We start from the raw sequence: 12,920 nt of genomic DNA on the forward strand, positions 1-12,920 counted from the left end.
CCGGGGGCGTCCGATCGCCCGAAAGGATTTTGACGAATGACCAACTATAGAGGCTATATCGCGTTGTTTCTGGTGCCGACGGTCGCCTTGTTCTTGCTGGTGTATGCCGTATCCATCGTCATTTTGTTCGGCACTTCGTTTACCGAGTGGTCGACCGGCTTGAAGCCGGCGTTTGTAGGTTTCCGCAATTTCATCGATATGTTCGCGAAGGATACGAGCTTTAAGGAAGGCTTCTGGAACACCGCCTTGTGGGTACTGCTTCAATCCACGGTCCACGTGCTCATCGGCCTCGTATTCGCCATCATCCTGAACATGAAGGAATTTTACTGGAAGTTTGCCAGAACCGTATTCATGTTTCCCAACATCATCTCGGGGGCGGCGGTCGGCATGCTGTTCCTGTGCATGCTCAATCCCAACTTCGGCGCGGTCAACAGCATCGTCCGGCTGTTCGGCGATTCCGAATACGCGCAGAACTGGTTCATGGATTACGCGACGGCGTTCCTGTCCGTTACGATGACCTGGCTGCCCTATGCCGCCGTCGTGACGATTCTGATCCTCGCGGAGATCGCCGCGATCCCGGACAGCCTCTTCGAATCGGCCAGAATCGACGGCGCCAGCGAGCTGAAGATCAATTTGTTTATCGTCATCCCCATGCTTCGCAATATCATCGGCACCTGCGTGATTCTCGCCGGCACGAGCATGCTGCAGAAGATGGACATCATCATGATGACGACCGGCGGCGGTCCGGGCAATACCACGTTGAATCTGCCGATGTACATTTACAAGACCGCCATGATGGACAACAACTTCGGCTATTCGAATGCGGTGGGCGTCTTCCTCATCGGCTTCGGGATCGTCTTCGTCCTGCTGGTCCGCTATTTATTCAGAATAGGCAGCTCTTCCACGTGAGCGGGTCGATTGGAGCAATAGAATGAAAATCGCATTGGCTATCTGCAAATATTTGTTCGTCCTTGTTATCGTTCTGCTCTCGTTAGGCCCTTTTTTATGGATGTTCATGGCCTCCTTCAAGACAAACGCTGAGATCTTGTCCAACTCTCTTGCTTGGCCATCCCATTTTCGCTTCTCGAACTATACGATGGCCTTCAAGATCGCGCCGTTGTCCCGCTTCTACATAAACAGCGTGATCGTCGGTATCCTCGGGACGGCCCTAAACCTCCTGATCCTGGGCATGTCCGCCTACGTGCTGGCGCGGTTCCAATTCCGCGGGAAGAAGCTGCTGATGGTCTTGTTGTCGCTATCCCTACTCATTCCGGGCGCCGCGATGCTCCAACCGCTCTACCTGACCGTGAATACGATCGGACTGTACGACAAGCTGATCGGACTGATCATCGTATATGCGGGGTTCGGCCTGCCAGTCTCGTTATATATTTTGTCGAGCTACTTCCTCACGATTCCGAAGGAAATGGAAGAGTCGGCTTATCTGGACGGCGCGGGGTTCATCCGCACCTTCTTCAAGATTATTCTGCCGATCTCGCGGCCGGGCTTCGGTACGGCGGCCGTCCTGCAATTTCTGCTTTGCTGGAATGAATTTCAGTTCGCGATCATTCTCACGACGGGCAACCAGAGCCGGACGCTGCCGCTGGCGCTTTATTACTTCAAGAGCCAGTTCGCAAGCGACTACGGCGTCATGTTCGCCGCCACAATGATCGTCATCCTGCCGAGCATCCTGGTCTATATCCTTATGCAAAGACAGGTCATTTCCGGGCTTGCGGCCGGCGCCGTCAAGGGCTGATCGCCGCCCCGACCGGCAACGGTCAAAAATAAGAGAGAGAAGGAGATTACGATGCGGAAAATCAGTTTGACGATGCTGGCTTTGATGATCGTCCTTGGATGGTTGCTGCCGAACGCCTCTTATGCCGAGGTCACTTCCAACTACCAGAACCCGCTCACGGGCGGGGCCGATCCGACCATCGCGAGGGCTGCCGACGGCTATTACTATTCGGCTTCTTCGGGCGATAACAATATCACCTTAAAAAGACATGAAACCCTTCTCGGCGTAGCCACCGCCAAAAGCAAAATGGTATGGAAGAAGCCGGACAATTTCGGTTATGTGTGGGGCCCGTACATCTATCGGCTGGACGGAAAATGGTATATCTATTTCTCCTCCGGTCCGGAGAACAGCTTCGGATACGGACATCCCAGCTCCTACGTGCTGGAGAACCCGTCCTCCGACCCTTTTGAAGGCACCTGGACACTAAAAGGAGAGTCCGCGAACGCGGACGAAGACGGACAGGTGACGACGAAGCAGGGGCTGCTGAATACGCAAGGCTACGGTCTGGCGTGCGGCGTGGTCACCCTGAACGGCGAACAATACTTCACGTATACGAAATACTATTATTTCGACGACCCTAAAAATCCCGGCAACCTGAAGTTCGACGAGAGTCCGACGATCGTCAAGATGAAGAACCCGTGGACCCTCGAAGGCGAGGAAACGACGGTCGCCATGCCGCAGTACGACTGGGAAAAGAAGAACGATAATATCAACGAAGGCGCCGCGGTCGTCGAGCGAAACGGCAAAATCTATTTTGCTTATTCCGCCAGCAGCTTCATGAACGATAACTATGCGGTCGGCGTCTCGGTAGCCGATGCCGCCTCCGATATTACGAAAGCGGAATCATGGATCAAACACCCTGTACCCGCCCTTAAAAGATCGGATGAAAACAGCTCCTACGGACCGGGCTCGCCGTTATTCCTGAAGTCCGAGGACGGTACGGAGGATTGGATTCTGTACCACGGCATACCGACGCACGGACAGGGCGGAGGCAACCGCGGCATCCGGGCCCAACAGATTCATTGGGACGACAACGACTTTATCAATCTCGGCATTCCGTCCAATCCAGGCACGGTGCTGAGCAGACCTTCGGGCGAGGAAAAAAGCGAAGTTTACGAGGCGGAAGCGGCAAGGCTGTCGGGGGCTTCCAAAGTCGTCGGCAACAGCGCTTATGCGTCGGACGGCGTGTATGTCGGCTTCGGCAACGGCAGCGCGGACGACTACGTCGAATTTACGGTGAATACGAGCGCTGAAGGAACCTACGCGCTGGATTTTAGATACAACAACGGCTCGGCCGCCGCCGTTAACATGCAATTAGCCGTGAACGGGCAGGCGCCCGCTCCGATCTCGTTTGCGTCTAACGCAGGATCCGCGGCAAACTTTAATCTGAAGACCGTCTACAATATCAAGCTTAACGCCGGGAGCAATACGATCCGGCTGTCCGGCCAGAGCGCGCTGGCGCTGGACGCCATGATCGTCAAGAAAACCGCCTTGTACGAAGCGGAGGATGCGCAGTTGTCGGGCAATGCCCAAACCAATACGGACCATCAGGGATACAGCGGCAGCGGCTTCGTCGGCGGACTATGGATCTCGGAATCCGCGGTCGCCTTTACGGTCAACGCGCCGCATGCAGGCAGCTACTCGGTGAAGCTGCGCTACAGCCTGGGCTTTAACGACGCCAAAGACAGAACGCTCAGCATGTACGTCAACGGCCAAAAGGTCAAACCGGTCGATTTTTTTAGCCTGAAGAATTGGGACCAATGGGCCGATCGCTACGACAATGTTTCCTTGAAAGAAGGAAGCAATACGATCACGTATAAGTACGACGACGGCGATTCGGGCAACATCAATCTGGATTATATCGCCGTGACCGAAGCCACGACCTGGACGTACGAGGCGGAAAGCGCCAAAACGACGGGCTCGAAGGACGCGAAGGTCGTGCAAGCGAAGGAAGGCAATACGGGGATCGGTTATGTGAACGGGCTGTCCAAAGCCAATTCGTCGGTAGAATTCGCTGTAGACGTAGAAAATGCGGCTTCCTATGACGTCAAGCTGAGATATGCGAGCGAAAATACAGGCAAAACGTTGGCGTTATACTTGAACGGCGCATACGTGAAGCAGATCGCGCTCCCGGCTACCGGAGGCGCCTCGGTCTGGAAGGAGCAGATGGAGACGCTTCGCTTGCAGGCGGGAAGAAATACGATTGCTTATAGAAGCGAATCCGATACGGCAAGTGTGATCAAAATCGACAGCATCCACCTTAACAAGCGCACGCCCTGGAAGTATCAGGCAGAGGATGCGGCAAGAGACGGCAGCTTGAACGTGGCCAAAGATCATCTGTGGTACGAAGGCAACGGCTTCGTAGGCGGCTTCGAGCAGGAGGGCGATTCGATCCGGTTCGAGGTCAACGTCCCGAACACGGCTTCCTATACGACCACGCTCAGGTATTCGGGCGCGCAGTCCGCCAATATTACGATGACGATGTACGTGAACGAGGGCAAGGTCAAGCAGGTGTCGCTGCCTCCGACGGCGGACTGGGATTCGTGGATGGACGCCACGGAATCGGTCAACCTGAAGGCCGGCAAAAACATCGTCGAGTTCATTCGCGAGGACGGGGATACTGGCAGATTTAATATCGACAGTCTGACGATCGATAAATTCAGTGGCGGCTATACGCGCTCTACGGCTACGAAGATCATCCCGGAAAAAATGGTGAAAATCCAGCCGAAGCACAGCGGAAAAGCGCTGGACGTCGACCGCGTGTCGAGCGACCCGGGCGCGGTGATCAATCAATGGTCCAACGGAGACGGCAACAACCAGCTATGGCGCTTCCTGGATCTCGGCACGGGCTACTATCAGATCCAATCCGTTCAAAGCGGCCATGTCATCGATATTTTGGCAGGTTCGCCGATCGGGCAGATCGCTCAAAATACGAGAGCGATCGGCAACGCGATACCGGATACGCAGCAGTGGAGCTTGGAACCGGACGGCGACTACTATAAAATCGCGAACAAGAGCAACGGCAAAGTCATCACCGTACAAGATGCATCGACCAAAGACGGTGCGAAGGTGATGGTGGCCGATGACGAGGCAAAGGACAACCAGCGGATGAAAATCGAGATCCGCAACCTTAGCGACAGCGATTTCCGCGTGGTGACGGACGTATCAGCCGTGCCGGCCGCCATGAAGACCGGGCAGGCGCTCACGCTGTTCGGAACGGTGTCGCCCACGAACGCCACGCGCAAGAGCATCGTTTGGAGCGTAAAGGATGCCGGCAAAACCGGCGCCGCGCTCAATAGCAATGTGTTGACCGCAACAAAAACGGGCACCGTGGTCGTAACTGCAACGATCGAAGAAGGAAGCGCAGTCGGCGCCGCCTATTCGAAGAACTTTACGATCAACGTCACCAGGGACGACGCGGAGCTCAGCCCCGAGCACGCGGACTACGATCTCGTCGCACCCGGCGATGTCAGCACCGCGATCGTATGGAACCAAGCGGCCTCTGTCACGGGTGTCGTCTATGGCGGAGAAGACGGGCAGCCGGTTAGCCTGTCCGAGGAAAATTACGCAGTAGCGGACAACGTTTTGACGATCAAAAACGAATTTCTGGCTGCGCGTGGGCTAGTCAAAGGCAGCAAGGTCGAGTTTACGGTTTCCTTCGACAAAGGTCGTCCTGCCGTCTTTACCGTCGATGTCATCGACAGCACTTCCCCGATCAGCCACAGCATCACGGTGGAGACCGAAGGGTCTGGCACGGCGAACGCCGACATGGATTCGGCGGTCAAGGATACCGAAGTGACGCTGACGGCGATGCCCGAGGCGGGCAATGTCTTCAAGGAATGGCGGGCAATCAGCCCGGCCGATCTGAATATCGTCGGCAACACGTTTACGATGCCTAACGAGGCGGTGACGGTAAGAGCGGTATTCGAAAAGATTCCTGCGGCTACGTATTCGGTAACCGTAAACGACAGCTATGCTTCGGCGTCCGGAGCTGGCAACTATACGGAAGGTACGGTCGTTACAATTCAGGCGGGCAGCCGCAGCGGTTATACGTTTGCCGGCTGGAATTCGAGCGACGGGGTCATCTTATCCGACGCCGGCAATCCGGCCACGACATTCATCATGCCTGCGCATCCTGTGACGGTAACGGCTGCATGGATCAGCGTCACGGACGGCAGCGGCACGCCGAACAACACGGGAAGCCCCGCGCCTGCTGCTCCAAGCTATACGGCGGCGATTCGGTTGACGAACGCGTCGGGCAACGGCTCCAAGGATATGTCGCTGCCGGTTCAGGTCAATGCGAAGACAGGAACGGCGGTGCTGGATATGACTTCGAGCAGCGGCCTTGTGCCCAATGCTGGAACCTCGGTCATCACCGTGCCGTCCATCCCGAATGTCGGTACGTTCACCCTGGTCATTCCCGTATCCGAGCTGTCGACGACTGCCCGGCAGGGCGCGCTGACGGTGAATACCGACAAGGGTAGCATCACGATTCCGTCGAACATGCTGACGGGCGCAGCCGGCGCTAAAGCGGAAATCTCCATCGCACAGGGCAACAATTCCGCACTGTCCGAAGCTGCAAAAGCAGCTATCGGGGAAAGGCCGATGATCAGTCTTTCCGTAAAAATCGACGGGAAGGCGGCAGCGTGGAACAATCCGGGCGCGTCCGTAACGGTGGCGATTCCTTATACGCCGTCGGCGGCCGAGCTTGCTCATACGGAGAGCATCGTTGTATGGTACGTCGATGGCAGCGGTCAGGCGACCGCGGTTCCGAGCGGACATTACGATGCGAGCACCGGCACGGTGACTTTTACCGCCACGCATTTCAGCGACTATGCCGTAGGCTTCAATCCGCTCAGCTTCGCGGACGTAGCGGCAAATGCCTGGTATAACCAAGCGGTGGGCTTCATCGCAGCGAGAGGCATCACGACGGGCACGGGCAGCGGCAGCTTCAGTCCGAATGCAAGCCTGACCCGCGGCGATTTCATGGTCATGCTGATGCGGGCTTACGATATCGCACCGGATGCGGGCCTATCGGATAACTTCGCGGACGCAGGCAGCAAATACTACACCGGCTATCTGGCTGCGGCCAAAAAGCTGGGCATCGCCGAAGGCGTAGGCGACAATCTGTTCGCGCCCGACAGAGCGATTACCCGTCAGGAGATGTTCACGCTGCTGTACAATGCGTTAAATACGACCGGTAAGCTGCCGCAGAGCAGCTCCGGCAAGACGCTGTCCAGCTTCGGCGACGTTGGACAGATCGCGCCTTGGGCCAAGGATGCGATGACGGTGCTTGTCGAGGCCGGCACGATCGGAGGCCATGGCGGACAGCTGGCGCCGACGAGCACGACCACACGAGCAGAGATGGGGCAGGTGCTTTACAACCTGCTGACGTAAAGCGTACGCCATCAGTGATGGGATGCGCCGATTTTGAAGCAGAGCAAGTAAAACGGGATGAAGCAGAGATCTGCTTCATCCCGTTTTTATCGCTATAATGATCCAGCACATGCCGGCTTTCTCTTTTACCGGTAATAGTTCATGATCTCTCCTACATATCGTTGAAAATCCGCCACGTAAGAAGCCGGCGCTACGAGCTTTAGTTCCGTTCCAAAGCCGGCCAAGTGCCTGAAAACGATTTGGCTTTGCGGAATGCGTATGGTCGCCGACAGCCACTCCGCGCTATGGGGCGCCAGGCTGCTTCTTCCGTACCTTTCGATAAATTGATCCCTGATTGCGGGCGAGATGAGCGCCTGGACTTCGACGAGCTGCGCCGAGAAGTCTTCTATGAGCTGGCGGTTCTTCGCGTCGTCTCTGGGTACGAACGTCTGCTTGTCCAACGTCAGATGGTCGGTTCTGGACAGCTTGAACGTTCGATACGCCGCGCGCGTCAAGCAGAACCCGATCAAGTACCAGCTCGACTCGCTAAAGTGAAGCTGATACGGCTCGACGGTTCGCTTCGTGGGCTTGCCGTTTTTATCGATGTAGTCGAAGGTCAATCTTCTACTGTGCCGGATCGCCTCCTGGCATAGGCGCAAGCTGTCCGCCATCTCGTCGCGGCCGCTCCAGTCGTAAAAGGACAGCTGAATGGTGTTTTTCAGCGGCGCGGCGCGAACCATCGATTGAATCTTTTTGATCGTGACTTCGACTTCCCGGCTCACATAGATTTGCTCCAACCCGCCCAGGGCAACCAGTATATTCTCCAGGTCGCCGCTGTTCAGAAGGCGCTTGTCGATCTTGTATTCGTCCATAATGCCGTAGCCGCCATTGGCGCCGTGGATCGCGTAGATCGGTATGTTCGACAAGCCGAGCGTCTCCATATCGCGGAGGACGGTTCGTTTGGAGACGTTGAACAAGCGCGAGAGCTCCGTCGTCGAGACGGTTTCCTTTTGCAGCAGGATCATGACGATCGCGATTAACCGCTCGATTTTATCCATCTTATTTCTCCCGCCCGGCTGGAATGATGACAATATGCTGTCACCTATCATAGCTTATGCTGCTCTTATCACAAAGAGGAGGTTTTCAACATGGCGGTTATCGCGTATTTGAACTTTGACGGGAATGCGGCGGAAGCGATCGACTTTTATGCCAAGGCGTTCGAGGCGGATGAGGTGAAACAAGTGAAATACGGGGACCTTCCGCAGGATCCGAACTATCCTTTGCCGGAGCGCGAATTGGACATGATCATGGAGTCGTCGATCGCATTCGCCGGCGGGAAGATCATGATATCCGATCTGCTGTCCGCGATGAAGCAGGGACCGGGCGAGCCGGTGAAAGGCAACAATGTGCTCATCAGCATCGCGAACGAAAGCAAGCAATCGCTGGAACGTTACTTCGAGCGTCTGTCGGTCGGCGGCCATGTCATCATGCCATTATCCGAGCAGCCCTGGTCTTCTTGCTTCGGCATGTTGGTGGACAGATTTGGCATATTCTGGAAGTTTAATAGCGATGCGGACAAGTTTCTGGATCGCGTGCTCGCGATGAATGGAAATTAAAAATCTGCTGGACGTCCAAACGAAAGAGGAACTAAGGGCCTGGCTCCGCGAAAATAGCGGGACAGAAAAGGAATGCTGGGTAGTCGTCGGCATGAAGCCGGCTTCGGGAGCGCTGCTTTATCTGGACGTCGTCGAACAAGCCTTATGTTTTGGGTGGATCGATAGTACGAAAAAGAAAATCTCAGAGACGGAGGTTGCGCAAAGACTTTCTCCCAGGAGCAAAAAAAGCGCATGGACCGAATTGAATAAAGCGCGGGTGCGCCGGCTCGAGCGGCTGGGGCTGATGACGGAGGCGGGCAGAAGCGTCCTTCCGGATCTGCGTCCGGAAGCGTTTAAGATCGATCCAATCATCGAGCAGAGGCTTAAGGCGGACGCGACGACTTACGAGAACTTCGCCCGGTTCCCGGCTCTGTACCGAGCCGTCCGAATCGATACGATTCAAAGCAACAAGAAGGATGACGAATTGTTCGCCAAGCGATTGGAGAAGTTTATTCAATACACCAGGCAAAACAAGATGTACGGCCAGTGGCATGATGACGGACGGCTGCTAAATGAATGAGAAAGGGAGTTATAGCAGGTCAGCCGGATGATCCGGCTGGCTTTTTTTGTACGTCTGCCACTGGGGCAGCGGACCCGGGAGACGTTATTTTCGTAAAAACGGTCCAATTGCAGTCGTTACGGACCGGAGGGACCTTATTAACCAGGATCCAGGCTAAAAAAGGCCGGCGACCTCGAAATAACGGCCACTGGGTCCGCAAGCGGGCCACGAATGGCGAGAGGAACAAAAATAACGTCCCCTGAGTCCACAAACGAACCACGAATCGCGAACCACGAACCACGAACCACGAATCGTGAACCACGAACCGCGAATCGCGATAGGAGGAAATTTAGCGATCCAGGCAGGAAAACGGAGATCGATGTCGAAATCCTGTAGGTCGAGAAGCCGGATGAGTCATCTTCCTATTGTTTTGAAAAGGAAAGGGGCGGACTTATTGCGTTATGCGATCGGAAGCGCGGTAATCAGCGCATGTTTGTTGCTCGGTACGACCGGACCGTCTATTGCACAGGCGGCTTCCTCCCAGTCGAAGAGCGGCGCCGCGGTGAAAACGGCTGACGTGAAGGCGAGCAAAACGTATGCACAGAGCACGGTCGATCGTCTGAACGTTCGGACATCGCCGAAGCTGACGGCGTCGGTCATCCAGATGATCGGCAAGAGCGGCAGCTACGAGGTGTTGGACAAGCAGGGCGACTGGCTGAAAATTCAACTGTCGGACAAACAGGCGGGCTGGGTGTTCGCCGATTATATTAAGCAGACGACCAAAGGTTTGAAAAGCGGCGTTACGACGGCGGTCGTCAAGACGCGTGCCGAGCCGTCGGTCGTGAAGATCACGGATGTCACCAACCTGCGAAAAGGTCCGAGCACCGAGGACGATATCGTGGGCAAGGCGCAGCCTGGAGATACGTATCCCATCCTCGACAAGAAGGGGGATTGGTACCGCATCTCCCTTGGCGCGAAGGGGACGGCCTATGTAGCGGACTGGGTCGTGTCGACGAGCGGGGGCGTGGAAGATTCCGGCACGAAGACGGCGAATGCGGCGAGCGGCCGTCAGGTTTATATTTATCATACGCACAATCGGGAGTCCTGGAAAAACGTCGCAACGCAAACCAAGGGCTCGTCGATCGACGATTCGAAGGTTAACATTACGCTCGTGGGCGATCGACTGGGAACTGCGCTGCAGAAAAAAGGCGTCTCGGCGTTTACGGCGGACGACGATGTCACGGAGCGGCTCGCCACAAAGAACATGAGCTTTTCGCAATCGTATACCGAATCTCGCAAAATCGTACAGACGGCGATGAGAGAGAACGCGTCGCTCGGCTACTTTTTCGATATTCACAGGGATGGCGACGTGCCGCGCAAGCAGACGACGGTGACGGTGGGCGGCAAGACGTATGCCCGGGTGCTATTCGTCATCGGCACGGGCAATGCGGATTACAAAGCCAACAAGCAATTCGCGGAAGCGCTGAGCGCACGGCTGGATAAGAAGTATCCGGGATTGTCGCGAGGCGTGCTCATGAAGGACAAGGCGCACGGAGACGGCGAGTACAACCAATCGCTGTCGCCCAACAGCATGCTGCTCGAATTCGGCGGCGCCAACAATACGCTGCAGGAAGCGCTGAATACGGCCGACGCGTTTGCGGATATATTCGCCGCTTACGTTGGGACGAAGAAGCTGTCTGTCTGAAGAGAGCCAAAGAAAGCCGAAGAGAGCCACGGAAAACTTCCTCAGGGAGGTTCACCGTGGCTTCCTTTTCAGGATGAGCGCTCCTGCGCACTCCCCACGATTGAATCACGTTCCTCGATCGTCTGTTGGATGTACTGTCCGAATGCTTGTAGCGTTGTAAACAGCTTGTCGGGCTGGAGCATTTTCAACTGCTCTATGTCGGCTGTGTCTGCCCATGCGGCGGATACAATCGGAATGCCGGCTTCCCTGGATGCGGTTATATCGCTGGGTGCATCTCCCACATATATACTGTCCGCAGGCGAGATCCCAAGCTGGTTCAGCACGTTTTGAATCCCCTGAACTTTTCTCGGACCTTGCGGAGAGCCGGTCTCAATCACCTCGAAATAAGAACCGATACCGAACAGGTCCAACGTAATTTTAGCGCTTCGCTCACCCTTGCCCGTAACCAGGGCCAGCCGTATTTGCTGGTCTTTTGCGTAATCAAGAACCTCTCTCATACCCTCGAATGGAGCGGTACACATCGTATGCAGGTCTCGATAGTGCCGAATGTAATCTTCAATTCCTTGTTCATAATAGTCGGGAATCAAAGCTTGAATGGATCCTTCTTCGGAAGGTCCAAAGGTATCGATAACTTCCTGATCGCTCAGAGCTTTGCCGGTCAACGGTTCGATCGCTTTTTTGAAAGCGGCGATACACAGCGGTAATGTGTTTCCAATCGTACCGTCGAGATCAAAAATGATGCATTTCATTGAGCTTCTCCTCCTCTTTACGCGTTGTTTCAAGCATTTCGTTCTGCAAGCTTGCAAAACCAACGTAATGTATGGAATGCTTTTCATGTCAAGCAGGCGAAACTCTTATACATAAATCAATAGGAACGGCTCTCGGGAAGGGAGTGGGGATCGTGGCCAACATTAAAGATATTGCAAAACTCGCCGGCGTGTCTGTTACTACAGTATCGCGCGTCATCAATGGCATTCCGTATGTAAGCGAGGAAAAGAAAGAGGCCGTGTTGCGCGCAATGGAAATGACGAACTACGAGCGGAATATGAACGCTGTTCATTTAATTAAAGGAAAAACAAATCTCGCCGGCGTGGTGGTTCCCTCCATAAAAACACCCTATTTTGGTCTCGTCGTCGAGAGCATCGCTGAAGAAGCCTTAAAAAACAACTATAATTTGGTACTCATTCAAACCAATTACGAAGAGTAGCGAGAGCTGGAAGCATTAAAAATGCTAAAACTGAAACAACTGGACGCCCTCATTATTTGTTCAAAGATTAGCAATTGGGAAATTGTTGAGGAGTACACCGGTTACGGTTCCATTATCGTATTTGAGGATGCGAGAGGGCGTTCGGTGTCGTCCGTGTTTGTCGATCATTATAAAAGTTGTAGAGACGCGTTGGCATATTTAAGCGGCAAGGGTCATCGTAAAATTGGCTGCTGCTTGGCCAGGAAATCAGGGACGAGCAGTAAACAAAGGGAGGCGGCGTACCGGGATTATTTGCGCAGCATAGGTGAACCGTTCGATCGGAATTACATCTTTTATGATACCGTTCATTTTGAAGACGGCGAATGGATCGTAGAACGATTGACGGCGATGCACAATCCCCCGACTGCGCTTCTTGTTACGAGCGACCAAGTCGCAGCCGGAATATTAGCATGCTGCAAAGAGCGAGGAATCGATGTGCCGTCCAAACTTGCCATCGTCGGGTTTGATAACCAACCGATCGCCAAAATTTTAAATATCACCACTTTTGAAATTCCCTTAATGGAGATCGGCCGGGAATTATTCCTTCGCTCGCTTGGCGGAGGCTTCGTTCAAAAGGAAATACCGGTCAAGTTGATTGAACGCTCTACCGTTTAAGATCCGGTGCGCCGGGAGAGCCGCCGGATGTT

Annotated in this window: 10 protein-coding genes; 8 read left to right on the top strand and 2 right to left on the bottom strand. The window is 54.7% G+C overall.

Translation table 11 applies throughout. The annotated features are described in order from the left end of the window. The first annotated feature begins 36 nt into the window (after positions 1-36). From KVT38_RS09940 to KVT38_RS09950, 3 genes are read left to right on the top strand one after another with little or no spacing between them, the layout of a single operon-like run. Complete coding sequence (locus tag KVT38_RS09940) at positions 37-909, top strand: carbohydrate ABC transporter permease (RefSeq protein ID WP_217593551.1); 873 nt, start codon at positions 37-39, stop codon at positions 907-909. A gap of 22 nt (positions 910-931) precedes the next feature. Then, positions 932-1,753: a carbohydrate ABC transporter permease gene (locus KVT38_RS09945; RefSeq protein ID WP_217593552.1), complete on the top strand. Its 822-nt coding sequence runs from the start codon at positions 932-934 to the stop codon at positions 1,751-1,753. Between the two features lie 51 nt (positions 1,754-1,804). Beyond that, the gene (locus KVT38_RS09950) at positions 1,805-7,189 is read left to right on the top strand and encodes a CBM35 domain-containing protein (RefSeq protein WP_217593553.1); all 5,385 of its coding nucleotides are present in this window, start codon (positions 1,805-1,807) and stop codon (positions 7,187-7,189) included. A gap of 125 nt (positions 7,190-7,314) precedes the next feature. On the opposite strand, the gene KVT38_RS09955 is transcribed toward KVT38_RS09950, so the two are convergent. Continuing rightward, on the bottom strand, positions 7,315-8,226 hold the full coding sequence (locus KVT38_RS09955) for a helix-turn-helix transcriptional regulator (protein WP_217593554.1): 912 nt from the start codon (positions 8,224-8,226) through the stop codon (positions 7,315-7,317). Positions 8,227-8,316: 90 nt separating this feature from the next. Here KVT38_RS09955 and KVT38_RS09960 point away from each other — a divergent pair, with 90 nt between their 5' ends. The 3 genes from KVT38_RS09960 to spoIIP all read left to right on the top strand — a co-directional run bounded on the left by KVT38_RS09960 (position 8,317) and on the right by spoIIP (position 11,027). Next, positions 8,317-8,784, top strand: a complete 468-nt coding sequence (locus KVT38_RS09960; protein WP_217593555.1) for a VOC family protein — start codon at positions 8,317-8,319, stop codon at positions 8,782-8,784. Further along, positions 8,774-9,343 carry a YdeI/OmpD-associated family protein gene (locus KVT38_RS09965; RefSeq protein ID WP_217593556.1) on the top strand — a complete coding sequence of 190 codons (570 nt, stop codon included), beginning with the start codon at positions 8,774-8,776 and terminating at the stop codon, positions 9,341-9,343. The genes KVT38_RS09960 and KVT38_RS09965 overlap by 11 nt, the downstream gene beginning before the upstream one ends. Positions 9,344-9,776: 433 nt before the next feature. Continuing rightward, positions 9,777-11,027, top strand: a complete 1,251-nt coding sequence (gene spoIIP, locus KVT38_RS09970) for a stage II sporulation protein P (RefSeq protein WP_217593557.1) — start codon at positions 9,777-9,779, stop codon at positions 11,025-11,027. 68 nt (positions 11,028-11,095) lie between these two features. Here the strand turns inward: spoIIP and KVT38_RS09975 are convergent, their stop codons facing one another. Then, the gene (locus KVT38_RS09975; protein WP_217593558.1) at positions 11,096-11,776 is read right to left on the bottom strand and encodes an HAD family hydrolase; all 681 of its coding nucleotides are present in this window, start codon (positions 11,774-11,776) and stop codon (positions 11,096-11,098) included. 152 nt (positions 11,777-11,928) lie between these two features. Here KVT38_RS09975 and KVT38_RS35360 point away from each other — a divergent pair, with 152 nt between their 5' ends. Together KVT38_RS35360 and KVT38_RS35365 are read left to right on the top strand one after the other, a co-directional pair. Next, positions 11,929-12,234: a LacI family DNA-binding transcriptional regulator gene (locus tag KVT38_RS35360; RefSeq protein WP_368859077.1), complete on the top strand. Its 306-nt coding sequence runs from the start codon at positions 11,929-11,931 to the stop codon at positions 12,232-12,234. 21 nt (positions 12,235-12,255) lie between these two features. Next, the gene (locus KVT38_RS35365; RefSeq protein ID WP_306795310.1) at positions 12,256-12,888 is read left to right on the top strand and encodes a substrate-binding domain-containing protein; all 633 of its coding nucleotides are present in this window, start codon (positions 12,256-12,258) and stop codon (positions 12,886-12,888) included. Positions 12,889-12,920 lie beyond the last annotated feature (32 nt).

Origin of the sequence: Cohnella sp. GbtcB17 (genome assembly GCF_019091135.1) — a bacterium.
Taxonomy (GTDB): Bacteria; Bacillota; Bacilli; order Paenibacillales; family Paenibacillaceae; genus Cohnella.

Bases quoted from the DNA above. Each gene is read 5' to 3' on its own strand.
- KVT38_RS09940 (WP_217593551.1), top strand. From the start codon at position 37: ATGACCAACTATAGAGGCTATATCGCGTTGTTTCTGGTGCCGACGGTC.
- KVT38_RS09945 (WP_217593552.1), top strand. From the start codon at position 932: ATGAAAATCGCATTGGCTATCTGCAAATATTTGTTCGTCCTTGTTATC.
- KVT38_RS09950 (WP_217593553.1), top strand. From the start codon at position 1,805: ATGCGGAAAATCAGTTTGACGATGCTGGCTTTGATGATCGTCCTTGGA.
- KVT38_RS09955 (WP_217593554.1), bottom strand. From the start codon at position 8,226: ATGGATAAAATCGAGCGGTTAATCGCGATCGTCATGATCCTGCTGCAA.
- KVT38_RS09960 (WP_217593555.1), top strand. From the start codon at position 8,317: ATGGCGGTTATCGCGTATTTGAACTTTGACGGGAATGCGGCGGAAGCG.
- KVT38_RS09965 (WP_217593556.1), top strand. From the start codon at position 8,774: ATGGAAATTAAAAATCTGCTGGACGTCCAAACGAAAGAGGAACTAAGG.
- KVT38_RS09975 (WP_217593558.1), bottom strand. From the start codon at position 11,776: ATGAAATGCATCATTTTTGATCTCGACGGTACGATTGGAAACACATTA.
- KVT38_RS35365 (WP_306795310.1), top strand. From the start codon at position 12,256: ATGCTAAAACTGAAACAACTGGACGCCCTCATTATTTGTTCAAAGATT.